Raw genomic sequence first — 25,512 nt, forward strand, 5'->3', positions numbered from 1 at the left:
ACGATTTTGCGTTCTTTCCGGACGGTTCGAGACTTTTCCCGGACAGTTTTGCGCTCTTTCCGGACGGTTCGAGACTTTTCCCGGACAGTTTTGCGCTCTTTCCGGACGGTTCGAGACTTTTCCCGGACAGTTTTGCGCTCTTTCCGGACGGTTTCAGCTCCTTTCCGGTCAGTTTCGTATTATGTCAACTAGAAGCGCCGTAAAAAATCCCCCTTCACGCTATTGGTGAAGAGGGGATTGTTTTACATACTTTCTGGTACCTGAACGCCAATTAATGTTGCGGCGTTGGCGATGGTAATGCGCACCGATTCCATTAAGGCTAAACGGGCTTTAGTCGCCATCAGGTCTTCTTGATTGATCACTTTTTCCGCGTTATAGAAGCTGTGGAGCTGGGCAGACAGATCGAACACATACTGTGTGACGCGATGCGGTGTACGGTTTTCTGCGGCATCGGCAATCACTTGAGTAAATTCACCGAGCTTCTTCAGTAAATCTACGGCCTTTTCCGATTGCAATAAGCTCGCATCATAATCGCACCAGTCGATCCCTTTTTCCTGTGCTTGTTTTAGCATCGTACAAATCCGCGCATGGGCATATTGAACATAATAAACTGGGTTGTCGTTCGATTGCGATTTTGCCAAGTCCATATCAAAATCTAAGTGAGAATCGGCAGAGCGCATTACAAAGAAATAACGCATCGCATCAATGCCTACCTCTTCCATAAGCTCACGCAGGGTGACTGCTTTTCCTGTCCGTTTACTCATTTTCACTTTTTCACCATTTTCAAATAGATTGACCATTTGAATAATCTGCACTTCAAGGGTATCGGCGTTATAGCCTAATGCTTGAATCGCCGCATGCATTCTTGGGATATAGCCGTGGTGATCAGCTCCCCAAATATCGATCAGCTTGTCAAAGCCGCGATCAAGTTTATTTTTATGATAGGCAATATCTGGTGAGAGATAAGTATAGGAACCATCCTGTTTAACTAGTACACGGTCCTTATCATCCCCAAATGCAGTGGCACGAAACCATGTTGCACCATCTTCTTCAAAGATATATCCCTTTTCTCTTAATAGCTCGATCGCTGGGACAATTTTATTCTCATCATATAGTGACGTTTCGGAAAACCAATGATCAAAAGGCACGCGAAATTGTTTTAAATCATGTGCCAATTTATCCAATTCAACTTGCAAGCCGTAAGTACGGAAAAAAACAAGTTGATCCTGTTCTGCTTTCTCTACAAGGGAATCACCATGCTCTTCTGCCAAAGTCTCGCCAATTTGGATGATATCTGGTCCATGATAGCCGTCCTCAGGCATAGGAAAATCCTTACCTAATGCTTGCATATAACGTGCCTGAATGGATAGCGCGAGATTATCGATTTGGTTACCAGCATCATTGATATAATATTCACGTTGTACTTTGTAACCAGCCTTATCCAGAATATTGCACAACGAATCCCCTACAGAGGCACCACGGGCATGACCAAGATGGAGATCTCCCGTTGGATTCGCTGAGACAAACTCCACCTGAATCCTTTGTCCCGCGCCAGAATCAGAAGTGCCATAATCTTGACCTTCATTTAAAATAGCTGGGATTAACTCCGCCAGATATTGATTATTCATCGTAAAATTGATAAAACCCGGCCCTGCAATATCCACTTGTTTGATCGATACCTTTGCTGTATCCAATTGAGCTGTCAGTTCTTCCGCAATTTGACGTGGCGGCTTTTTGGCAATACGGGCAAGCTGCATGGCAATGTTTGTGGCATAATCGCCATGTGCCTTGTCTTTTGGTTTTTCCAAAATAATATCCGGCACCTCTGCTTCTGCCGCTAACTTCGCTTTTACTACGGCCTGTTTAATTTCCGCTTTTACTTTCTCTTGTAGCTCTTGCATCACGTTCATATTGGTTACCTCCACTAATCTCTATAATTCAATAAAATGGTGAGCTTATGCTGCCTCGGCTCCTCGCCATTTAAACTCGTTTGGTAGTTTACATACAGCTTACCCGTCTTTTCCCCTAGAGGACGGTCAAAGTAAACTTGTTCAGTCGTGGTTTCCATATGCATAGAACCATACGCGTGTTTATATATATTCTCGGTTATTTGACCTGCGATAAACCGCTGAACCATGGAAATCCCCCCGTTCCTCTTCACGGTTACTTTGTCCTTTTGTATCGTGATGAGGGAATCAATCGGTTCTTCCTCATGATGCTGTTCACGAAAGGTTAACACAGTCAAATTACCTCTTTCCATCAATTGACCCTCTTCTTCTACTACGGTTACTTCTTGTTGATCCTGGTCAATGATCTCCATCGTCATCTTGACGGACACGATAGATTTATTCACGTTATCATGCATCCTTTTATTTATCAAGTCTGTTTAGTGCTTCTAATGGTAATCTGGCGTAAAAATAATCATCCCGCTCATCGATAAATCGTTGATAAGAAGCCCGCAACAATTCTTTATCCTTTTTCGCCAAGCCCAAATAATATTGTTGAAAAGGGGTTAAACTGGAAAAGCTATTCAGTATCTCAATGCATTCCTCATTTCGGTTATCCGCTAAAGCAAGATGAGCTTGCTCTGCCTTGTCCTCCGTCTCTATACCATCGTTTTTCCCATGATAGGCGGAGATAAACGCCAAGGTATAATTCTTCAAACCGTAAACAGCTCGTTCATTATCAATATCTTTGGCAATCTTGAATGCTGTATGAATATGATGAATGGCTTGATCATAACTCTCATAAATGTACCCTTGCGCCAAAATATTGTGGATATCAATTTTCTTCCTAGGGTTATTAATCGATTGTAATAACTGATAGCCATACTTGCGGGAAAGAATTAGCTCATTACGCTTCCAATGATAAATAAACAAAGCTTCTTGCAAACGGAGATCAAGCAACCGATATAATAATGGATCTTTGATCTTGCTTAAATGTTGTTTGATGGTTTGGTTAAACGTGCCAATCATGCCATATTGGTACATATCAAAGTAACAATAAATATGGACAAGATCACTCAATATCCTCAGAAAATAATCCTCTTCCTGCATCTTCATACGATGTAGCTTCTTCAAATATTGGACTGGCGCATCTGGCTTAAGCTGTTTTTTCCCTAATGTTTTGCGCTCGTACATGATTTGATAGATCTTGGCTACTTTTCGACAGAAGGATTGATCAGTTTGACGAACCTTCTCCAATAGCTGCCTTAACTCTTCGTATAATCCATTTATATATAAGTACTCCATTGCGACACACTGATTTACTGCTTGCTCACTCGCCAAACAGATCTCACTCATATCGCGTAATTCATTAGGTTGATTTTCTAGTTGACGATAGACGGCATACAACGGTATTTCCTTCTTATTCAACTTAAAGTCTTCCACAATTGTATTACGTTCCATAGAATATCTCCTAATCTTTTTTTACTAAATGACTGTCTAGAGGTTACAAGTATGTTTGTGCAATTCTTTTACTATACAACATTTTATCATATTATGACACAGGTTGGGATGAAAGCAATCGTTTTAATTGAAACTTTTTCATCTGATAGCTCTATTCCACACTTTCTTGGTGTTAAATTCCCAAAAAATGCATGTTTATTATGTGTTTTTTAAGCCATACTGCTAGTAATGAAGAGAATGGGGTGGGAGAGCAATGCGACGCCTGGCGAAGGTTCTTTTTTTTCTATTAATGATGATGATTTCTTGCTTTACTGTGTTGATGATTGCTTGTTTTCTGCTTGGTCCCCCTTCACTGGATCGATCACAGAATACCATCTATTTCAGTAATACCGAGGAAGTAATCGGGGAAACATCCGGCTCGGAAAAACGTTATTGGGTGGAATTACCTGAAATTGATGACAAATTAGAAAAGGCAACCGTTTGGACAGAAGATCAGCATTTCTATCAGCATGTTGGCTTTGATTTCAAACGACTATTAAGCGCGATTTGGAAGGATATTCGCACTTTGTCCTTAAAAGAAGGTGCAAGTACGATTACCCAGCAGTATGCACGAAATCTTTTTTTAACGCATGAAAAAACATGGAAACGCAAGCTGTATGAGGCTTTTTATACGATTCGTTTAGAAATGTTTTATGATAAAGACGAATTATTAGAAGGTTATTTAAACACGATCTATTATGGACATGGTGCCTATGGCATTGAAGCTGCCAGCAGACATTTTTTTGATAAATCGGCCAATGATCTCAGCTGGGCAGAGGCTGCAATGCTTGCTGGCATCCCGAATGGCCCGTCCCATTACTCCCCTTTTCATAACGAGAAACGCGCAAAGGAAAGACAGGAATGGATCTTGAAAAATTTAAACGACAAAGGAGTGATTGATCAAGCGACTTACCAAAGGTCGATCAACGAATCACTGGCTTTTGCAAATCAAGAAGAAAACCAGACAGCAGCGATTGCTCCTTATTTTCAAGATGTGGTCAGCCATGAATTGGAAGAATTACTAGGCGTGGACGAAGAAGAGATCCGTTCTGGCGGTTATCAGGTATACACCACACTAGATGCCCAGCAGCAACAATTTTTAGAGGAAACGGCGGAGCAGGTTATCAACAATCAGGAAATACAGATTGGTGGAATGGCTATGGACCCCGAATCCGGAGCAATCACCTCCTTAATAGGCGGACAAGATTATCAGGATTCTTCTTTTAATCGTGCTACTCAGGCAAAGCGAATGCCGGGATCTGCCTTTAAACCCTTTTTATATTATAATGCCTTGGAGGGTGGAATGACAGCTGCTACAGCACTAATGAGCAAGCCGACTACCTTTGAATTGCAGGATGGAAAAAGTTATCAGCCAAGCAATTATCACGATTACTATGCGAATAAGCCGATTACCTTGGCACAAGCATTGGCATTATCGGATAATATTTTTGCTGTTAAGACGAATTTGTTTGTCACTCCAGAGCATTTTGCCCAAGCAACCAAAGAAAAATTTCAATTCACCAGCGATTTAGACCCTGTCGCTTCCCTGGCATTGGGCACAGAGGTCGTTACCATCAAAGAGATGGTAACCGGGTACAGTATCATTGCAAATGGCGGTGAAAAGATTCATCCTCATACGATCACCAAGGTAACCGATGGCTTTGGCACTGTTTTATATGAAAGAGAGAAAGCGGTGGAAGAGACAAGTGGCTGGAATATTCTTCGTAAAAAAGACGATAAGCAAGTATTAAATCCAAGCTACGCTTATATTCTTAGCGATTTAATGAAAGGTATGTTTGATGAGTCATTGAATGGATATATGCGAGTAACCGGCGCTTCGATTGCCGATGAATTAACTCATGAGTATGCCGGTAAATCAGGCACAACCAATGTCGATAATTGGATGGTCGGCTACAGTCCTGCTCTGGCTGCGGGGTTCTGGGTTGGCTATGATGATAACCGAGAAATTGTCAGTACTGAGGATCAGCAATATGCCAAAGAAGTCTGGGCCAAGTTTATGGAAAAAGCCCACACCGGCCATGCTGATACACATGTGGTAAAACCGGATAATATCACAGAGGCGGAGATCGACTTAGAAACAGGACTATTAGCAGCGGAGGGCTGCGGACCAAGCCATACCATGCTATTCGTCCGTGGTACGGAACCGACCGAATATTGCCATAAGGACTCTGAAAAGGAGACTATTCCTGAGGATCATTTGTTAGAGAACTGGTGGGAGTGGCTTTGGACCGGTGAAGAGTAATTTTATATCGAAGGTGACTGTTGGATTAACGTAAAAAGGCTGAGCACAATGCCCAGCCCTCTTACGGTCCTAGTAACTAAGAGTTACCTTGTATCTATTCTATTAATATTGAACGCTAAGAACAAGTCTAATTTGCCCTTTTATTAAAAGTTCATAAAATGTTCATATTCTCTTTCTGCACAATTCACTGCTAAAATGCTTGGTGATATGTTGCTATTCCGGTAATGCCTGCTTTAATTCATCTGATGAAAGTTCCCACATGCTAGCATCAAACTCTCGCAGGAAATCTCCTAATAGTTGTTTAGACTTTTCATCCATATGATCCACAATCACATGGCCCTTCATCGATTTATCCATACGATTAACATGCTCTGGCATCGATTTATAGGCGCGTTTAATCGGGCGGTCCACGATAATTTCACAAGCAGTTACGCCATAATAGAATGGACCTTTTTCCGTTTTTTCTACCGTAACCCAGACAATCCAATATAGTTTGCCATTAGGTACTTCGTCTTTGTTTGGCAGAAATTTCACTCGTCGCTCCACTTCACTTCTGCCATGCATGGCTCCTATGTCAATGAAGGCACGATCTTCCTTTGGATCGATAATAACGGGAGAAATGTTTTCCAGACTGATGGAGCCAACACCATAGCCGCCATGACCGTCGTTAGGATCATCCTTCATAATCGTAAATTGATTCGATTTTTTGGGTTTATTATCACTCATGAGCAAGTTCCTCCTCATACTAATTTTCTCTCTTATTGTAGCATCGTTATTTTCTACATTTCATTTTCTATGTTCACCTTTTACTTTACATGATATACATCCTCATCTGCAAATAATGGCTTTTCCGTGTTCTGTAGATTGATCTCGGCTCGGCTCTTTTGATGGGAGTTGTCTGGTTAGCTGTAGAACTCCTTTTCTCGTGGAACCCCCGTCTCCTTAGGAATGACGACCGTTTTTTCGGTTTATCCTCCGATTTTGGCCGTCATTTCCGTGATGACGCCCATTTCAGCGATTTCCTCTCCGATTTTGGCCGTCATTTCCGTGATGACGCCCATTTCAGCGATTTCCTCTCCGATTTTGGCCGTCATTTCCGTGATGACGCCCATTTCAGTGCTTTTCCCTCGGATTTTGGCCGCCATTTTCGTGATTACGCCCATTTCAGCGATTTCCTCTCCGATTTTGGCCGTCATTTCCGTGATGACGCCCATTTCAGCGATTTCCTCTCCGATTTTGGCCGTCATTTTCGTGATGACGCCCATTTCAGCGATTTCCTCTCCGATTTTGGCCGTCATTTCCGTGATGACGCCCATTTCAGCGATTTTCCCTTCGATTTTGGCCATCATTTGTTTTCAATCTATAAGTCGCAATGGTTAATCACGCTGTTCACTGCTCTATGATGAAGTTTCCCATTCTTTTTCTTCATAAAAAAACACCAAGTCTATGGTGTCTTTTAGAATGATTCAGCTACTTTCCCCAAATAATAGGGCATTTGACGACGCCACCATACCCAATCATGGGCGACATCATCTCCCCACTCATCAAACCATGCAGGGATTTGTTTTTCAGCACAGGCCTTTTTTAACGTAAAATAGGAGGGAAGTCCATCCTGCTCCCAATCTCCTAACCCGGTACAAACAATAATATTGGCGGAACGATAGCGATCGATAAACCAGCCGTCATGCTGGTTCCAAATGTAGTCACTAGGCGAATTCTCATAGACAAGCGGATCATTGCCGTACTCCCCAAAAAAGAACCGTACATCGTATACCCCGCTTAAGGCAATCGTTGTTTGAAAGACGTCTGGATGCCGCAAGAAAAAGTTGACCGCGTGATATGCGCCCATACTGCACCCCGTTGTCATCATCGGATCAAACCAGCCTGTTTGGTGCTTTATAAGCGGAACTGCCTCTGATATCAGATAACGATCATATGCCTCATGGGCTTTTGCTCGATCATGTGGTGATTTCCCATCATCCAGCCAACTTTCACTGTCGATGCTAGCTAAGGTGAAAAATTGAAATTGCCCTGATTCGATAAAATCATGACAAGCATCGATCATTCCGAAATCACTATATTCCACATGCGAGCCCCCGGATGAAGGAAACACCACAATCGGCATACCGCTATGGCCATACCTGTTTACTGGCATTTCACGTCCTAATTCCCCACTCCAATGACTCAGCTGTTCCATATACATAACGAAAACCCCTATCCTTGAATTTTTCGTGCATGTACAAATCGAACGATATCGTCAACTTCTTCCTGCGAATCGGCATTAATCGCATAAAATTGATTCCCTTGGAGCTCAGCAAATGCCTCTGGTATACGCTGGACAAATTTCACTTTAGCACCAAAACGTTGATAGATCGCCTTTGTATCATGTTGATAGACGTACACATCACGTTGTGTGACACCAACGCAAAACTGATTATCAACCTCAGGCTCGCGGAATGAACCACCCGTTACAAGGGAAGCATATTGGGCAAATAAGTCGATTGAATACGCATAATTATACATATCAACCGTATAACCTCCAGCCAAACGGTTATTATACTCAAGTGCCACATAATCACCATTGGCTAATTGAAAGAACTCAATATGAAAAAAACGCTCCTTCATGCCAAAAGTCTGTACTATTGCCTTGCCATACGCTTCAAGCTTGGGATCGATTTCCTTCTGAATGACATATGCTAAGTCGAGCTGGCCTGTAACCAGTTCCAGTGTGGGGACGTTATAGGTGAAGCTTGTTTGGAAGACAATATCCCCTTGCTGATTCACTAATCCATCGAAGGTACAAAGCTTGCCTTCGACATATTGCTCCAAGAAGTAAACAACCGTTTCATCCCATTTTTCTTCAAAACGGGAGACAGCCTCTCTTGTATCGAGCTTATGGGTAGCTGCCGTACCCACACCATTATCAGGCTTGGCAATGACTGGAAGACCTAACACGTCAACAGCCTGAGCTAACTCCGCTTTCGTGCGTACCACCTTGCCATCTACTACTGGAACCCCTGCTTGTCTAAACAGTTTTTTCATTTCGGATTTATATTTTACCTTTTTCAAATCATCTGGCTTATTCCCATACACATAAAATTGTTCACGCAGAGTCGCATCCAACGTTAACCAGTACTCATTATTTGATTCTATTCGGTCAATCGGACCATGTTTATAGAACAAAAAAGCAACGGCGCGTTTCACTTCATCCAGATTAGTTAGATCATTCACGCGAAAATATTCAGATAACGCCAGTTGTAAAGCCGCGTCTAACTGCTCATATGGCTCTTCACCAATGCCTAAAACATGGACACCAGCCTCTTTTAAACGCGTAGCAAATGGCTGAAAATTGCGAGGGTAATAGGGAGAAATTAATATATAATTCATCAGAGAGCTCCTCTCGCAGCTTTTTAAAAAGGGTTCATATTACCTTTAAAATACCATTACACCAACAGAAAATCAATCTAAATTTTCGAAAAAATCTGACAATAATAGACGCAATATTCTACCGTTCCTCTTTCAGCTCTTATGAATGCCATTCTTCACTTAAAAATCGTAAACATTCCGGCAAATGCTTCGCCCAAGCTACTTCATCGTGCTCTTCGTCAGCAAATATACGCAAACGAAGCTGATCGATTGGAAGGCCTCCTTGTAGAAGTTGCCGATAATACGCAAGCGAGCAATCAATATAGGCTTGCTTCATATTACCGTACATCAATTGCCGATCGGTCTCATCCCCTTCTTGTGTCCCAACTTGAATATATACCCGTTGCTCAGGATCCAGCTCTTCTTTTGTAATATAATGGTCAAAGGGTGCGCTGGCAATCCAATTGGCCAGTGAAAAAACACCCAATGCACCAATTTGGTCTTTACAGGCAATCCCCATAAAGGCGGTGATATTACCACCTAGCGAACTGCCAATCATGGCGGTATGTGACTTATCTGGTTTCGTACGGTAATGTTGATCGATAAACGGCTTGACGACATCGATGACAAACTCGGCAAATTCCGCACCACCACCGCCTAATGCAATATCTTCTGGAAGTGGGCTTTCCGTTATTTTCCACGGGGTATACTCATCGATTCGATCTTGTTCGGCATTATCTATGCCTACCACGATCATTTTCGGTAAATCAGGGTTGCGCTTAATCGCCGGAATCACTTTCCATGAATGGCCACTGTAGGCCTCACTGCTGTAAAAAACATTTTGTCCATCATGCATATATACAACGGGATAGTGGGTGTCCTCTTCCACTTGATAGTCTTTTGGCAATAGAACACGGATACGTCGTTTTTCGTTTTTATAAGGCATAGTTAAGCGATGTGTCTCCAATTTTAAATAGAAATAGGATGAATTTTTCATGTTTTTCTCCCTTTCTGATGAGTAGACCCTGCCAAATTAAGATATGGCTTGTCTTAAATGCTGAATAAACGTCCGCGCTTCCGTAATATCTTCTTTCGTATAGTTAGATTTCTTTTTCACTTCTGCGACTTTCTTTTCTATCTCTACTTCACTTAAATGATCAAAATACTGCAGCGTTGCGACCAATTCTAAAAAACGTGAGCTCCGCTGTTTCATATCCTGCAACAAGGTAGAGGCAATCGAAAGTTTTGCCTGAGAATGCTTTAGAAAATCTTCCCCTTCCGGTGTCACTTGATAGCGATATTGATAGTAATTACTTCGCTTTTCCTTTACTTCTGAGACGAATCCTAGGTTAGTAAGTTCTTCGATCCGCAGGCTAAGTTCCTCAGAATAAGGTCCATAGAAATAGAAGGTATACTTCTCCTCAAAAGGGAATCCTAACTGCTTCATGATATAAATCATTTTCTGCAATTTCTTACGTCCTACGATTCCATCTGCCGTAGCGATGACTTCCACTAATCTAGCATGGTTATCTAGCAATGCAAACACTCCAGTTCTTTAAGAGGCAGTTCAAAAACAATCCTAGCGTTTGTATTTATCAAACTTTTTTTGAACAGTTATTCCCCTAATGGTTATTGTTCTAGTATTCTTTGTATCTTGAGTTTCTCTGGCCGATCATCTGCTAACTGTTCGATAGCATCCTTCGGGTAATAAAGTTTATGATCCGTTCGTTTCTTACCAGAAATAGCTTCCACCACGTCGGATTGCCGTGATAGTTCCCTTAACTCCTGATTTGGCATCAACAAATGAATCGGCAATCTCTCCTCTTCTTCACCTGGCCGATAGAAATCATAAGGCAAATCCGATGACGAGTCGACAATCAAGTAATATTCTGGGTCTATACCTACTTGTTGGAAAAGCTGATAAAGCTCCATCCATGCCTTCATTTGTAGATTGGGATTAAATTCAATATATTTAAATAGACGACGATTCATAAAACGATCAGCCAAATCGGCTAAGACCGGGTCATCTTCCTCCATCCACATTTGGAAATAGTAGACGACAACGGCCTCATCCAGTCGTATGTAGTCCGATAAGGAAACATCCTCCTCGAAGAAAGAGATGAACGGGGTTGGCTTCACTTGAAACTGATACCCTTCACGATATAAATCCTTCACTCGATGAAGAATTTTCGTCAAGATCACTTCGGCGCTTCTTGTCACCGGGTGAAAATACACTTGCCAGTACATCTGGTATCGACTCATAATATAGTCTTCTACCGCGTGCATCCCGGATTCCTTGATAACCACTTGATCCTCTAGCGGGCGCATCACGCGCAAAATACGCTCCATATCAAAATGTCCATAACTCACCCCTGTAAAATAGGCGTCACGCTGTAAATAATCCATTCGATCGGCATCAATCTGGCTGGAAATCAGACTAACCACTAATTTATCATGATAGGTTTTATTAATTACATCTGCTACTTTTTGCGGGAAGTCTGCTCCTACTTCGGCCAAAATTTGGTGTACCTCGGTATCCCCCAAAATAATCGCCCTTGTATATTCTTCATGGTCGAGCTTAAAGACCTTTTCAAAGGAATGGGAGAATGGACCATGCCCCAAATCATGCAGTAATGCGGCACATAAACAAAGCAGCCGCTCCTCACGATTCCAATTGGGGCGATCCTCAAAGTTAATCAAAATACGCCGGACGATCTCATAAACACCCAATGAATGATTAAATCGGCTATGTTCGGCGCCATGAAAGGTTAAAAAGGTAGTGCCTAACTGCTTAATCCTTCTTAACCGCTGAAATTCCCGCGTGCCAATCAAATCCCAGATGACGAGATCTCGAACATGGACATAGCGATGGACCGGGTCTTTAAACACCTTCTCTTCATATAATTGTTCATCTTTATAAGCCATGGCAAATACCTTCCTCTTTTTACTTTCTATTAGTATAATATAGTTCAGAACGATCTTCAAAATTTCGTGATGTAAGAAGCTGGAGGAAACTTGATGAACGATTGGAAATATTTTTTCGCAGATAAACATATTCGGCTCGTGGACCATCGTGATCCACAGGTGCTGACGACAGCGATGGCTTCTTTTGCCGTTGATGACGCCTTATGTGAATCCATTGGAGGTACGATAGATCAGGTAGCTTGCCGTTTTTGGGTGCATGATACGACAGTTGTGCTGGGAATCATTGATACCAGACTGCCTGAGATCGAGCACGCTGTCTCCTTTTTACAAGATCAAGGGTATGAGGTGATCGTGCGGAATTCCGGTGGCTTAGCGGTTGCATTGGATCGGGATGTCCTTAATTTTTCTTTTATTTTGCCGGATCTACCAGAGCTGGGGATTCACTCAGGCTATCAGCTAATGACGGCATTTGTCCAGGATATGTACCGTGATTTAACCGATGAAATCGAGGCCTATGAAATCACCGGCTCATACTGCCCAGGTGACTATGACTTGAGTATTGGCGGGAAAAAATTTGCCGGCATCTCACAACGACGGGTAAAAAAAGGGATTGCCGTGCAAATATATATATGCATGTGTGGCAGCGGCGCCAAACGAGCGGAATTGATTCGTGATTTTTACCAAGCCGGGAAAGCCAAAACAGACAAGCGTTTTGAATTCCCGATTATTAAACCCGACACCATGCGGTCGTTGTCGGAATTGCTTGGTGCGGATTTGACCGTAGAGAATGCGATAGAACGTGTGTTAAAACAACTGGGCCGTGTGGTTGAGTCAGATCTTACTGGAGAGGAGCTTGCTATTTTTGAACGGCGGATGAAACAAATGATCGAGCGGAATCGGAAGGCACTTGGGTAAAATGCATTCTATATGATGGAAAAGGGGCTTGCGATACACCCTTTTCCATTGACTTTTATAGGGTGAAAGGCGGAATAAACCGTCCATCTATATCAGTAAATTGATACATTTTTGCCAAATCAGCGCTCCTAAACACCCGACCTGTCTTCTCCAACCTGGTTGGATCACCTGCCAAGGCAGCTACTCCTTTTCCAACATAATGCGGTGTTTCCGTTCTGCTTAAATCCTCCGCCTCCTGCCAATTTTCTTCATCTGATGCATGATATTGCAAAACTAACTCCGTCCTCATAAACCCTGGTGAAACAGCAATAACCGCAATATTTTCCGGTTTTAGTTCTATAGATAGTCCATAGGACATGCGGATTAATGCTTGTTTTGCTAAATCGTAATAAAATTGCCCAGTGTATTTATTATCATCCCAGAAGGTGGTATGGATGATCAAAGCTTGTTCACTTTTGCGAAGCAATGGTACAGCAAAATAATTGGTTGCTAATTGTGCCCGTACACCGGCTGTAAACATTGTCTCCCAATTTTTCAAAGATAACTGCCAAAATGGTTTTGCTTCTACCCCTAGATCATGCGCCCCCCACACATTGTTAACCAGGATATCTAATTTGCCTTGCTCTTGTCGGATTTTATCAATAACGGCTTCTGTTTCTACATCCTTTGTATGGTCACAGCGAACAGCAATAGCGTTTCCGCCATCAGATGTTATTTTAGAAGCTGTGTCATCAATCGTCCCCGGCCAATTATTAATGGATTTATGTTTAGTACTGCGCCCCGTCAGATACACCGTTGCCCCAGCTTGTGCCAACTCTATAGCAATCCCCCTTCCTGCTCCTCTGCTGGCACCTGTTACAAGTGCTATTTTTCCTTCAAGTGGTTTCATCGCTTTTCCTACCCTTCTACATGAGTTATCGTGATTATACCGAACCATTCTTGACAACAAGTGTCATATTTCAAGAAATAAAGAATGCTTGCATGTCCTTTCTGTTAAAATAAGAAATATGCACCTATTGAAAAACTAGCCACTTTAAGAAAAGAGGAATGTAAGATGCGCGGAGATCGCTTGATATCCATTTTGTTATTGTTGCAAACACATGGACAGATGACAGCCAAACAATTGGCAGAACGATTAGAAGTCTCGGAAAGAACCATATACAGAGATATGGATGCGTTGAGCGGTACAGGTATCCCCATCATGGCAGAACGAGGTACGAACGGGGGATGGTCCTTATTGGAAAACTACCAGACAAAGCTAACCGGGTTGAAAGAAACCGAAATACATTCCCTGTTGGTTTCACCTGCTATCCAAGTACTCGAGGATTTAGGGCTAAGTCATACTTCCGAGGACGCCAGAAATAAACTCATCGCCTCTCTTCCATCCATATATCGGGAAAATGCGAAGGATGTTTGGAACCGAATCCATATTGACACCAGTTCGTGGCGGAAACCAAAAGAAAAAATGGCTGTCTTTGACGTAACAAAACAGGCCATTTGGAAAGATACTAAATTGAATATATTGTATCAGCGTGCTGATGGAGAAGTCATGGAATACCTCGTAGCACCGCTCGGATTGGTTGCTAAGGGGGAGAATTGGTACTTAGTTGCCTCTAAAGAAAATGGAAAGGTGCGCAATTATAGGATTACTCGAATCCAAGAAGCCGCTCCAGTTTCCGAAACGTTTACAAGACCGAAACAATTTTCCCTAGCACAATACTGGAGGGACTCAACCAAAGCTTTTGTCCAAAAATTACCCAGCTACGAAGTCAACATATTGGTTACAGCCTCTATTTTGCCAAGACTGCAATTCAGCGGACGTTTTGTACGGATTATAGAAATAGGAAACAGCGAAAAAGACGGCTGGATACCTGTTACGCTCTCTTTTGATACAGAAGAAGAGGCAAAGGGATATATACTAGGATTTGCCGATCAAATCAAGGTGAGGAAGCCGAAAGAATTGCACCATAAAATCCTTAAAATGGCAGCTACTACGGTTGCTTTTTACCAATCGGACCGATAACGTCAGTTTTTGAGTTATCTTGATTCATTCTTTTTACATCTGCTCAAAATAAAACAATGGGATGATAAGTTTGTTATTTTCTTATCCAACGCTAGTTGATATTAACTGCTATACACCTGCTCACTTGTAGATAAATCAACTTGATAGCCCATACCAGGTTGTTCTGGTAACGTGATCATACCTTTTTCCATGCCGATTTCCGGTTGAATGATGTCTCGCTGCCAATAACGGTTCGATGGCCCTGGATCGGCAGGATAATAGAAATTAGGTAAAGTGGCTAGCGCCAAAGACTGTGCCCTGCCGATGCCTGCTTCCAGCATCCCGCCGCACCATACCGGCACGCCGCGCTCTTGACAGTAATCATGAATAGCACGCGCCTGATTGAATCCCCCTACTTTTCCAAGCTTGATACTGATGATCTGACAGCTCTTCAGCGCTAACGCAGCCTGAACATCTGCCAGCGTATCAATACTTTCGTCTAAGCAAATAGATGTCTTTAGCTCTTGTTGCAGGATACTATGATCAAGCAAATCATCCGATCCCAATGGTTGTTCGATCATCAATAAGTTAAAACGATCTATCTGCTGAAGCAATGCCGTATCTTGTAAGGTGTATGCACTATTGGCGTCTACCATAAGCGGTATATCGGGATAATGACGGCGCACTTGCTCCAATACATGCAGATCATACCCTGGCTTTATTTTCAATTTTATTCGTTGAAAGCCGCTGGCAAGTGCTTCTTCTATTTTTGTTAACAAGGTTGGTAGATCGGATTGTATGCCAATAGCTGCACCTACTGCTACTTGGTTCGTTTTACCACCTAACACTTGATAGAGCGGCTGCTTCATTTTTTTTGCATAGATATCCCAAACCGCTCCCTCCAGTGCCGTTTTTGCCATATGATGGCGCTGTACCGAATCGAGATTCAACTCACGTGGGTGGGTGATCTCTTGTGATTGGAGCAGCGGCCACAAATGTTGTTGAATCATGTGTTGTGCCGTCTCAACCGTTTCCTCTGTGTACCATGGTGAATCAAATGCGACACACTCCCCATATCCTCGCAGACCATCTTGATCGATGAGTTCAGCAAACAGTACGTCTTTTTCTGTTACAATGGTGGAGCTGTTTTGAAATGGGTGTTTCAGTGGTAGCGCCTGACGGTAGAGACGAAGCTTGGTGAATGATAGCGTCATAAGATAGTCCTTTCTTTCCGTTTGGTCGTCATTACCAATATGACGACTATTTTTTTGAAATTCCGCTTGATCTTGGTCGTCATTACCAATATGACGACCGTTTTCTCAGGATGTCACTGCTTTTTGGTCGCCATCGCCTATTTCAAGATCAAGACCATTCCAATATCTATTGTAGCAGAGATGACATGCTTTCATATATAAGAAAACGCACAGCAAAATTCACTGTGCGTCTAAAGATTGGGCAGCGGTGATCAGAGCCAATTTATAGGCATCCTCACTGCTGCAACCTCTTGATAGGTCATTTACTGGTTTATTCAATCCCTGTAAGACCGGACCTACTGCGTCAAATCCGCCAAGGCGCTGAGCAATTTTGTATCCGATATTACCTGCTTCCAAACCCGGGAAGACGAAGACATTGGCATCCCCTTTTAATATAGAACCTGGTGCCTTTTTCTCCGCTACAGAAGGGACAAATGCGGCATCAAATTGGAACTCACCATCAATCGTTAATTCTGGAGCCTTTTCCTTAGCGATCGCTACTGCCTCTGCCACCTTGTCCGTTTCTTCTGACTTGGCAGATCCTTTAGTAGAAAAGCTTAACATAGCTACCCGAGGATCGATGTCAAACAAAGCAGCCGTCTTAGCACTCGTAACGGCAATCTCTGCTAAATCCTGACTATCTGGCGCAATATTAATGGCACAATCTGCAAAGGCATATTTCTCATCATCACGCACCATCACAAAACAGCCAGATGTTTTTTTAATCCCTGGTTTCGTTTTAATAATCTGCAAAGCTGGTCTTACCGTATCTGCTGTAGAATGTGCAGCCCCGCTTACCAACCCATCAGCTTTATTCATGTAAACCAGCATCGTTCCAAAATAGTTTTCATCCAATAACATTTTTCGCGCGTCTTCTTCTGTTGCCTTTCCCTTACGACGCTCCACAAAAGCTGTAACCATTTCTTCAAACGCTGGGTAAGTACTTGGATCGATCACTTCCACATCTTGGATAGAAACATTGATTTCTTTCGCCTTCTGTTCTATTTTTTCTTGTAATCCAATTAGTACAGGTTCGACTAGTTCATCTTTTTTTAATTGACTTGCTGCTGTGATAATTCGTTCGTCAAGCCCTTCTGGTAATACGATTCTGTTAGACTTTCCTTGCAACCTCTTCTTAATATCTGCAAATAAATCGCTCATGCATATAACCCTCCATTTGATTATCTGTATTATATGATACACTATTTCGTGTAACATGAAAAGTAAATATGATATCCGTTTCCAATCAAATATTTAGACAATACATAACTATCGTTCCCTAATACCTTCAACTTAAAACGCTTTTACTTGCTCCACTCTTGCCAATCTCTACTCAGAAAAGGTTCTTTATTTATTCATTTTTTTGGGATTTATTAGTCAATTTACATAGTAGGTTCGTGCTTACCTTTCCTACAATATGTTATAGTAAAGCAAAGGAATGAAAAAAAGGAGTGAATTCTTATGCCAGAAGCGGTAGAAACGATGGATGGCTGGTATTGTTTACATGATTTACGCAAAATAGATTGGACCAAGTGGAAAAAGGCAACCGAAGAAGAACGCAAACAAGCAGTAGAAGAATTACAAAACATGTTGCGCAAATGGGAGACGGTAGCTGAAGACAGGGATGGCAGTCATGCCTTCTACTCCATTATTGGGCAAAAGGCTGATATTATCTTGATGATCCTACGCCCTACTATGCAGGAACTCAGTGACATTGAATTAACATTCAACAAGTCCAAGTTCGCTGAGTTCACTATACCTAGTTATTCTTATGTATCTGTTGTGGAATTATCGAAATATATGTCAAAAGAGAATGATAATCCTGAAGATAACCCTGGTGTGCGTGCACGACTAGCACCAAAATTACCACAATGGGATCACATTTGCTTTTATCCAATGGACAAGCGTCGACAAGGGGATGACAATTGGTATATGCTTCCTTTTGATGAGCGTCGTCAGCTTATGTATGAACATAGCTTCACCGGCAGGAAGTATGCAGGCGAGATCAAGCAGATTATTACCGGTTCTATGGGATTTGACGATTGGGAATGGAGTGTAACGCTCTTCGCCAAAGATGTTCTACAAATCAAGAAAATAGTCTATGAAATGCGTTTTGATGTCGTTAGTGCACGCTATGGTGAATTTGGTTCCTTTTATGTGGGAAATATCCTCAAGACGGAGGATGTACCCGCTTATCTAGCAGTATAATAAGTGAAATGGCTGGCTTGGAGACCCTAAGCCGGCTTTTTGGTTTTGATGGATTCTACTAATCTGCAGTGGAAAAACCACCTGTTGCATGAAGTTTTAGTTTATTGGAATGTTCACCCTTTTCGTTGCATATAGATAAGTTAGCAGACCGATGCTTGACTATCGAAAGGGGTTTTATGGATGAATCAATATGATAACCAAGGCCAGTTTCAGGCACAGCCTTTTTACCCGCAAAACTTTTATAACAATGGTAATGGCATGCAGCAATTTCCTATGCAAAATCAGCAGACAGCTCCGATGACACAGCAACAACAGCAACAGCAGCAACAATCGCTAAATCCTCCTGGGATGTTGCCCGTCGAACAATCCTATATTGAAAACATTTTGCGACTTAATAGAGGCAAACAGGCGACCGTTTACATGACCTTCGAAAATAATGACCGTTGGAATGCCAAAATATTTAAAGGAATTATTGAGGCAGCTGGGCGGGATCACATTATTTTAAGTGACACGGAGACAGGAAAAAGATACATTCTATTAATGGTTTATTTGGATTACATTACATTTGATGAAGAAATTGCCTATGACTACCCTTATAATATGGCTAACAATTCTCCTCGCTAATAAGGCAGGACACGGATGAAAGCTACGATTGACGACATACACATCGCCTGTTTTTGCATGACGTTAGCGCTCATTATGATTGCCTGGGTCTACAGCTCTATGCTGTTGGCCATGATCGCTCTTACTAGTTTGAGCATTAACCTTTTTATCGATGCCTTTAAAGAATGGCGGCAAGGGAATACGTACTTCTTTTCACAATCGCTTGTAAGGGGGTTAGGTTTGATCGGGACAATTCTGCTGATCCTCTTTATTTAAAAGCTAGTGCATTCGCAGTGAATGCACTAGCTTTTTTAGTCTGTTACATTACCTCTCACGCTTTAAGTATATTTCATTACAGCATAACCTAATAAGATCCAACCGATTAAAAAGGCTACTCCGCCCAATGGTGTGATCATGGCAAAGGTCTTGATTTGTGTCGTAGAATAAATGTATAAGCTGCCGGAAAATAGGATAATCCCCGCCAAGAAAAACCAGCCGGCAGACACGATACTCCCTGCCGTGATTTTCTGCATCAGCAACCCTGTTACAAACAATGCCACCGTATGGAACATCTGGTATTGTACCGCCTTATTCCATGTGTCGATCATCTTCTCCGACAGTTTACCTTCCAAACCATGTGCGCCAAACGCACCCAATGCAACGGCGATAAAACCATTTAGCGCCCCTAATAATAAAAACAATTTCATTTCTTGGTACACTCCCTTATTAAAAATCTAATAACGAATCACTGGTGCCTGCTTCATCATCTGACTTTTGTGTTGATTTAGTGATGGGTGGTGGCGCAGGTTGTCCAACCATCTTCTGCCACTCCATATCCTCAATTTTTTTAACAGAAGAGCTGATTGGCGCATCATGTTCCAGTAATAAATCTGTCAATGTCTGAACCGCCCTGGCATGCTCTCGTACTTTTGTTTCATTTTGTAACGCCTGTTCACACTCGGCGATTATTTTTTGTAATATTTGTTGATTGGTAATAGCCATTGAATTCATCCTCTCTCCACTCATTATACAATGGTTGTAGACCGTTGCAAAACACAAACCCACTTCTTGTATACTAAAGTCGATTATTTTTTTCAAAACGTGACCATGATATACTGAAATACAGGGAGGTAATAAACATGGAAGAGAAATTAAGACAATTAGGTGACGACACATCAATACGCAAGATTCAACCTGTATCTGGCGGTGATATTAATCAAGCCTACTATGTCGCAACGGAGAAACAAGACTATTTCATTAAGGCAAATCGAAAGGTGTCCAGTAACTTCTTCCAGATAGAAGCCGATGGATTAGAACGCATCCGTGCTACACAAACCATCGCCGTTCCCGATGTTTACTATTATGATCAAAAAACAACAGACGAGGACATGGTATTGATTATGGAATGGATAGATGGTGAAAAAACCACAGCTACCAGTCAACAACTTGGTGAACAGCTAGCTGCTATGCATTTAGCCAAGAACACTGCTCAATATGGGTACAATCAACCTACTTTTGTTGGGGAATTAACACAATTGAATCAATGGTACGATAACTGGGTGGATTATTATCGCGAAAAGCGGTTGCTGCCACAAATGGAATTGGCTGTCCAGCAAAACCGAATGCCTCAAGCAAGAAGATCTCGATTGACGGCGCTAATTGATCAATTGGAGAATTATCTGCCAAGCCATCCGCGAACTTCCTTATTACATGGAGATTTATGGGGAGGAAATTGGCTGACCGGTCCACATGGCAGACCCTATATCATCGATCCTTCCGTTGTTTATGGCGATCATCTCTTTGAACTTTCTTTCACCGAACTATTTGGCGGGTTCCCGGTCGATTTTTATCATCATTATCAGGATATTTTCCCATTAGAAGATTATTATCAGGAGGTTAAACCTCTCTATCAGTTGTTCTATTTACTGGTCCATTTGAATATCTTTGGCGAAGGATATGGGGGCAGTGTCGACCGAATTCTCAAGCGTTATGTTGATAAATAGCTAAGCTTGCACATGCTAATATCAAGAATTATAAACTTTCCTACCTTACTAAATAAGGGCTGTTGCCTTTTTTAGCGCAACAGCCCTTTTGATCTGACTTGATTAAGATGATTTTTCTTTCATTTGATATGCCTTTTGCCGTCCTCTTCGCTCTTGCAGCCATGTTTGCATTAGATCGTTCTTCCCTTCTACGATCGGTTGTGCAAAAGTAACCACCCATTTGGAGGCTAATAGCCAGACAATCGAAGCTGCAATGACAGCCAATCCTAGTACATCTAAGTTTTGATCTACTGCTAACAAGTTTGCCTCTCGTGCATATTGAATGATCACCCCATGCAACAAATACACATACATTGTGTTTTGACCTAGGTTGGAAAAACCAAAGCTTTTACGAGGAATTAACATCAGTACCGCAAACACCATTAAAAGAGCGACTCCATATAACAACGCTCGGTAAAGTCCACCGGTCATGGCAACATCCATTCCATTATAAGATTGCGATCCAAACAACCATTGTACCGGTATTCTTGGCGTCACATATGTTATTGCAAATACGGCAAATAATAATCCAGCCGCTGTTACTTTCTTTGGAATCGTTTGCCATTTATATAACTGCGCAGAATGGAGCCAATACCCAATCAAGAAAAATGGAAAGAATACAAATGTTCTCGACAAACTAAAATCCGGACCAATAAACGGTAAGTAACCCGCCCCGATTCCGATTAAAAAGGCAAGTGGAATACCAATAACTGGCTGGATCTTTTTGAAACCAATTAACAGCATATGCCAGCTGAACAGGCTCAATAAAAACCATAACCCCCATTGTGGATCATACACTGCTTGATCCCAGCTGCTTTTCCCAATTGTAAGAAAATAAACAGAATAAAAAACTTGAAACATAAAATATGGTAGTAAGATTCGTTTTGCTAGTTTGATTATATAACCACGGTCTCCTGCGCCTTTTGCGAAGAAACCGCTGACTAAGATAAAGATTGGCATATGAAATAAATATATCCATTGATACAAAGCACCAACTACCTCAATGTTATCTTTTAAAGGTTGAATCAAATGTCCAAACACAACCAAGAAGATAAACAAGAGTTTAGCATTATCAAAATAAACCTCTCGTTTCATATCCCATTCGCCCTCTTTCTTTTAACTATTCTTCTTCATGATACCCCCTTTTTAAATGAAGCAAAAGCGTTTTGGCCGATTGTTATCACTTTGTAAATGTACTGTTATCAAGCTGCAATTATTAGTAAAGCTGTAATGAAAATGATGAATGTATGATATGATAAACAGAGGACTTTTAGGCGAGACATGTCCTGCAGAGATAAGAATAAACGTGACATCAATTCATGACAAGCGAGGTGGTCGTATTGAGAAGAGTGATTCGATACAGAAAAATCGTCTGGGTATTTGTTCTATTATTTATTATTGTCGGTCTGTTCACTTACCTACAAACACCCAAGCGAGATATTCCTGAAATAGAGCAGCATATGGCCTCTGTTTCCGTTGCCTACCCTGGAGCCAATCCAGAAACGGTAGAGAAAACAATTGCTAATCCTATCGAAGAGGAAGTGGTCGATTTGGCTGGCATTGATCAGGTGAATTCCACTTCTACCAATGGATTTGCTAATGTCACCATTTCTTTAGCTGATCAAACCGACACCGAGGCGGTCTATGCCATTATTCGACAGACCGTACAAGATGTTCAGCAGGATTTCCCTGACGAGGTGGTCTCCACAACCGTTGACACGGATTTGGTATCATCTAGTGTTGCTACCTATCATTTACAAAGCGACGACAGAGAAAAACTCTTGCAATTAAGAGAACAGCTGACGAACTGGGAAGACACATTAACGACGAACCCTGGGGTACAATCGATTTCTATCAAAGGGCTCCCGGAACAAAAGGTAGTCGTATCTCTCCAGCAAGAGGATTTAATGGCCTCTCAGCTTCAGCCAAATCAAGTAATAGAGGCGATTCAACAAGCAACAAGCCCATCTCCCTTAGGCGTAGAGAAAAATGAAGAGCAGCAGATTTTATTACATGTGGAAGAAGTGAATCAGTTCGATCAATTGGGAGAAATTTATTTGCCAGGAGCAAATGAAGCATCCCTTCAATTATCCGATGTTGCCACTATATCTGTAGAAGAGGAACCATTAGAAGATCTAATAACAGTCGGAAACCATGCTGCCTTATCGGTAACTGTCTTTGCAGAAGACGGCACCGATATTACCAGCCTACAAGATAACATTGATCAACAGATAGAAGAGCTGACGCAAGAACTGCCAGACCATATATCAACAGAGAAATACTATTCACAGAGTCAAATCATTGATGAGGTCTATCGCAGTTTATTAATATCTTTTGTCTTATCTTTTATCTCTGTGATCATCATTATGGTGCTTGGGTTACCTCTATTTTCTGCTATTTTGGTTGCCTTGGCTATCCCAGTTTCTATTCTTATCGGACTTATTCCCATGCCCTACGCTGGGGTAGATCTCAACCAGATCTCTATCATTGGAATTATTGTGGCCATTGGTATATTAGTCGATGATGCCATCGTAATGAATGATAATATTATGCGGCGTTATCAGTTAGGGGATGGCCCTGTAGCAGGGATTCAAAAAGGAGCAAGAGAAGTGAGGGTATCGATTATCACCTCTACCTTGCTGATTATTTTCAGCTTTTTCCCTCTCACCTTTTTGTCTGGGAGTAATGGAGATTTTATTCGCGCCTTGCCTATTGCTTTAATGGGAAGTATTATCGCTTCCACCTTGGTTGCCTTGACTGTCATCCCTACCTTGCAATACGTGCGCAAAAAGGCAAAAGATCGAGAAAAAAAACCAAAGACTGGTTTATTAGCACATTTTTTTGAATGGATCGCGAATCGTTATGCCGACAAGATTTTACCCAACATGATTAAAAAACCTTGGCTTACGACGATATTAGGTTTTCTTATCTGTATACTCCTGATCCTGCTTGTTTTCAAGGTACCATTTGAATTTTTCCCATCGGCTGACCGTGAGGAGGTTACTTTGTCCTTCACCTTGGATGAGGGAACACCTATTGCTGCAACCGATGAGAAATTAGCAGAAATAGAAGCGTATATTCAGGAAGAAACCGATCATGTCAAAGAAACAGTAAGGTATACCGGTGGTGGTTTACCAAATATTTTCAACTCGGCTTTGAATCGATCTGGAGAAAATACAGGGCAAATTGCGATTCGCATTGATCGTGATCACACCTCTGCTGCAGCCTATATTTCCGATTATCAGCAATCATTGCGCGAGACCTTCCCAGATGGGGACCTTTTTCTCGAAACGATTGTTTCTGGCCCACCACCGTCTGCTGCACTAGAATTGAAGCTAAAAGGACCTGATTTAGCAACACTGCTCGAAAAATCGACTCTACTTAGTGAACAGCTAAATGAACTAGACACAGTGGAGATCGCAACACGAAATACCGGTTCCAGCCAGCCTGTCAAAACGTACCAGATCGATCAGAACTTTCTTGCAGAACAACAGATTCCTTTAAATCAAATAACCGGAACCTTACAGTTAGCCAATGCTGCTATTCCATTGACGGAAATACAGGTTGATAACCATCGACTAGACATGGAGCTTATCCTGGATGAAGGAGAAACAGATGGGATTGATCTTGAAAGCTTGACTGCTGTAGCGCCTAATCAAGGGGAAGTGTTTCGTTATGACAGCTTTATTTCTTCCCGCACAGAGGAACAAATGGCTGCCATTACCCATGAGAACGGGGAACGCACCATTACTGTTTCTGTGTATGAGGCAGAGGGGAATCAACACTTTCATAGCGAAACAGAAACGGTTATAGAAGACATTCGTAATCAACTCGGTCCAGAATACCAACTAGTGACAGATGGAGAGGCAAGTGCCGAAACAGCTTTCTTTGTCGAAGTCGCCAAATTGTTTATCATTGTGTTATTCCTGATTTACATTACATTAGCTATTCAGTTTAATTCCTTACTAACACCCGTTTTAATCGCAAGTACGATATTCTTAGCAATTACAGGTGCGATTGTTGGTTTATTTATTAGTGGGCAGCCTTTGAGTTTCTTAGCGGTTTTAGGAATTGTCTCTTTATCTGGTGTGGTTGTACGTAACTCGATTATTATTATCGAGTTTATTGAACAAAACAAAGATGTATACCAAGGGGATCTGACAAGAGCAGTGATTGAGGCAGGTCGCGCCAGAATAAGACCGATTACCTTGACCGCCCTTACTTCTATCGCGGCTTTAACGCCTATTATAATCATGGGCGATGTTTTATTCACGCCATTAGCGGTTTCGATTGTAGCAGGTATTATTTTCTCCACTGTGTTAACCTTGTTATTATTGCCAGCGATGTATATAGCGACAAAACAGAGAAGCAGAACGAGGAAAGTGTCTGATCAATAATGATACGCTACCTGTTAGCCATTTTGCGATATGATGATGTTTATCTTATTAAGGAACGTGTGACAAGCAAGCCTTTGCTCGCATTATTTCCT

Annotated in this window: 24 protein-coding genes; 8 read left to right on the plus strand and 16 right to left on the minus strand. The window is 41.9% G+C overall.

Translation table 11 applies throughout. The features are described 5' to 3' along the window. Positions 1-242: 242 nt before the first annotated feature. Genes argS through BN6556_RS05475 form a run of 3 tightly spaced genes read right to left on the minus strand, consistent with a single transcriptional unit; the run spans position 243 to position 3,407 of the window. Positions 243-1,910: an arginine--tRNA ligase gene (gene argS / locus BN6556_RS05465; protein ID WP_066188143.1), complete on the minus strand. Its 1,668-nt coding sequence runs from the start codon at positions 1,908-1,910 to the stop codon at positions 243-245. A gap of 14 nt (positions 1,911-1,924) precedes the next feature. Continuing rightward, the gene (locus BN6556_RS05470; RefSeq protein WP_078059938.1) at positions 1,925-2,353 is read right to left on the minus strand and encodes a DUF1934 domain-containing protein; all 429 of its coding nucleotides are present in this window, start codon (positions 2,351-2,353) and stop codon (positions 1,925-1,927) included. 16 nt (positions 2,354-2,369) lie between these two features. Next, on the minus strand, positions 2,370-3,407 hold the full coding sequence (locus tag BN6556_RS05475; protein ID WP_066188145.1) for an AimR family lysis-lysogeny pheromone receptor: 1,038 nt from the start codon (positions 3,405-3,407) through the stop codon (positions 2,370-2,372). Positions 3,408-3,660: 253 nt separating this feature from the next. Here BN6556_RS05475 and BN6556_RS05480 point away from each other — a divergent pair, with 253 nt between their 5' ends. Further along, entirely contained in the window at positions 3,661-5,709 is a 2,049-nt protein-coding gene (locus BN6556_RS05480; protein WP_066188147.1) for a transglycosylase domain-containing protein, read from the plus strand. Positions 5,710-5,922: 213 nt separating this feature from the next. On the opposite strand, the gene BN6556_RS05485 is transcribed toward BN6556_RS05480, so the two are convergent. The 7 genes from BN6556_RS05485 to BN6556_RS05515 all read right to left on the minus strand — a co-directional run bounded on the left by BN6556_RS05485 (position 5,923) and on the right by BN6556_RS05515 (position 12,000). After that, positions 5,923-6,435: a YwhD family protein gene (locus BN6556_RS05485; RefSeq protein ID WP_066188149.1), complete on the minus strand. Its 513-nt coding sequence runs from the start codon at positions 6,433-6,435 to the stop codon at positions 5,923-5,925. Positions 6,436-6,677: 242 nt separating this feature from the next. After that, on the minus strand, positions 6,678-7,058 hold the full coding sequence (locus BN6556_RS05490; RefSeq protein WP_066188150.1) for a hypothetical protein: 381 nt from the start codon (positions 7,056-7,058) through the stop codon (positions 6,678-6,680). A 107-nt stretch (positions 7,059-7,165) separates the two neighbouring features. Next, positions 7,166-7,912 (minus strand): esterase family protein, encoded by a 747-nt coding sequence (locus tag BN6556_RS05495; RefSeq protein ID WP_066188151.1) that lies wholly within the window; start codon positions 7,910-7,912, stop codon positions 7,166-7,168. Positions 7,913-7,923: 11 nt separating this feature from the next. Continuing rightward, on the minus strand, positions 7,924-9,096 hold the full coding sequence (locus tag BN6556_RS05500; RefSeq protein WP_066188154.1) for an ATP-grasp domain-containing protein: 1,173 nt from the start codon (positions 9,094-9,096) through the stop codon (positions 7,924-7,926). A 139-nt stretch (positions 9,097-9,235) separates the two neighbouring features. Continuing rightward, entirely contained in the window at positions 9,236-10,072 is an 837-nt protein-coding gene (locus tag BN6556_RS05505; protein ID WP_066188156.1) for an alpha/beta hydrolase, read from the minus strand. 36 nt (positions 10,073-10,108) lie between these two features. Continuing rightward, the gene (locus BN6556_RS05510) at positions 10,109-10,612 is read right to left on the minus strand and encodes a YwgA family protein (protein WP_066188158.1); all 504 of its coding nucleotides are present in this window, start codon (positions 10,610-10,612) and stop codon (positions 10,109-10,111) included. 92 nt (positions 10,613-10,704) lie between these two features. Further along, positions 10,705-12,000 carry an HD domain-containing protein gene (locus BN6556_RS05515; RefSeq protein WP_066188160.1) on the minus strand — a complete coding sequence of 432 codons (1,296 nt, stop codon included), beginning with the start codon at positions 11,998-12,000 and terminating at the stop codon, positions 10,705-10,707. Positions 12,001-12,093: 93 nt separating this feature from the next. Between BN6556_RS05515 and BN6556_RS05520 the strand changes: the two genes are divergently transcribed. Next, on the plus strand, positions 12,094-12,915 hold the full coding sequence (locus BN6556_RS05520; RefSeq protein WP_066188162.1) for a lipoate--protein ligase family protein: 822 nt from the start codon (positions 12,094-12,096) through the stop codon (positions 12,913-12,915). A gap of 55 nt (positions 12,916-12,970) precedes the next feature. Here BN6556_RS05520 and BN6556_RS05525 read toward each other — a convergent pair whose 3' ends face one another. Next, on the minus strand, positions 12,971-13,804 hold the full coding sequence (locus tag BN6556_RS05525) for an SDR family NAD(P)-dependent oxidoreductase (RefSeq protein WP_066188164.1): 834 nt from the start codon (positions 13,802-13,804) through the stop codon (positions 12,971-12,973). A gap of 165 nt (positions 13,805-13,969) precedes the next feature. Here BN6556_RS05525 and BN6556_RS05530 point away from each other — a divergent pair, with 165 nt between their 5' ends. Next, positions 13,970-14,938, plus strand: coding sequence for a helix-turn-helix transcriptional regulator (locus tag BN6556_RS05530; RefSeq protein WP_066188168.1), 969 nt, complete (start codon positions 13,970-13,972; stop codon positions 14,936-14,938). 101 nt (positions 14,939-15,039) lie between these two features. Here the strand turns inward: BN6556_RS05530 and menC are convergent, their stop codons facing one another. Continuing rightward, a complete protein-coding gene (gene menC, locus BN6556_RS05535; RefSeq protein WP_066188170.1) occupies positions 15,040-16,131 on the minus strand; it encodes an o-succinylbenzoate synthase in 1,092 nt (363 codons plus the stop codon). Between the two features lie 219 nt (positions 16,132-16,350). After that, positions 16,351-17,331 carry a phosphate acetyltransferase gene (gene pta, locus BN6556_RS05540; protein WP_066188172.1) on the minus strand — a complete coding sequence of 327 codons (981 nt, stop codon included), beginning with the start codon at positions 17,329-17,331 and terminating at the stop codon, positions 16,351-16,353. Between the two features lie 300 nt (positions 17,332-17,631). Between pta and hemQ the strand changes: the two genes are divergently transcribed. From hemQ to BN6556_RS05555, 3 genes are all read left to right on the plus strand, one after another. Further along, positions 17,632-18,378: a hydrogen peroxide-dependent heme synthase gene (gene hemQ, locus BN6556_RS05545; RefSeq protein ID WP_066188174.1), complete on the plus strand. Its 747-nt coding sequence runs from the start codon at positions 17,632-17,634 to the stop codon at positions 18,376-18,378. A gap of 180 nt (positions 18,379-18,558) precedes the next feature. After that, on the plus strand, positions 18,559-19,002 hold the full coding sequence (gene gerQ, locus BN6556_RS05550) for a spore coat protein GerQ (protein WP_066188178.1): 444 nt from the start codon (positions 18,559-18,561) through the stop codon (positions 19,000-19,002). Between the two features lie 15 nt (positions 19,003-19,017). Further along, entirely contained in the window at positions 19,018-19,257 is a 240-nt protein-coding gene (locus BN6556_RS05555) for a hypothetical protein (protein ID WP_066188179.1), read from the plus strand. A gap of 62 nt (positions 19,258-19,319) precedes the next feature. On the opposite strand, the gene BN6556_RS05560 is transcribed toward BN6556_RS05555, so the two are convergent. After that, positions 19,320-19,688, minus strand: a complete 369-nt coding sequence (locus BN6556_RS05560; protein ID WP_066188181.1) for a DUF423 domain-containing protein — start codon at positions 19,686-19,688, stop codon at positions 19,320-19,322. 19 nt (positions 19,689-19,707) lie between these two features. After that, on the minus strand, positions 19,708-19,983 hold the full coding sequence (locus BN6556_RS05565) for a YwdI family protein (protein WP_066188182.1): 276 nt from the start codon (positions 19,981-19,983) through the stop codon (positions 19,708-19,710). Positions 19,984-20,120: 137 nt separating this feature from the next. Between BN6556_RS05565 and BN6556_RS05570 the strand changes: the two genes are divergently transcribed. Next, positions 20,121-20,984 (plus strand): fructosamine kinase family protein, encoded by an 864-nt coding sequence (locus tag BN6556_RS05570; protein ID WP_066188183.1) that lies wholly within the window; start codon positions 20,121-20,123, stop codon positions 20,982-20,984. A 102-nt stretch (positions 20,985-21,086) separates the two neighbouring features. Here BN6556_RS05570 and BN6556_RS05575 read toward each other — a convergent pair whose 3' ends face one another. Beyond that, complete coding sequence (locus BN6556_RS05575) at positions 21,087-22,118, minus strand: acyltransferase family protein (RefSeq protein ID WP_066188184.1); 1,032 nt, start codon at positions 22,116-22,118, stop codon at positions 21,087-21,089. Between the two features lie 254 nt (positions 22,119-22,372). Between BN6556_RS05575 and BN6556_RS05580 the strand changes: the two genes are divergently transcribed. Then, complete coding sequence (locus BN6556_RS05580; protein WP_235817466.1) at positions 22,373-25,420, plus strand: efflux RND transporter permease subunit; 3,048 nt, start codon at positions 22,373-22,375, stop codon at positions 25,418-25,420. The last annotated feature ends 92 nt before the right edge of the window (positions 25,421-25,512 follow it).

The sequence above is a fragment of the Gracilibacillus timonensis genome (assembly GCF_900086715.1).
Taxonomy (GTDB): Bacteria; Bacillota; Bacilli; order Bacillales; family Amphibacillaceae; genus Gracilibacillus; species Gracilibacillus timonensis.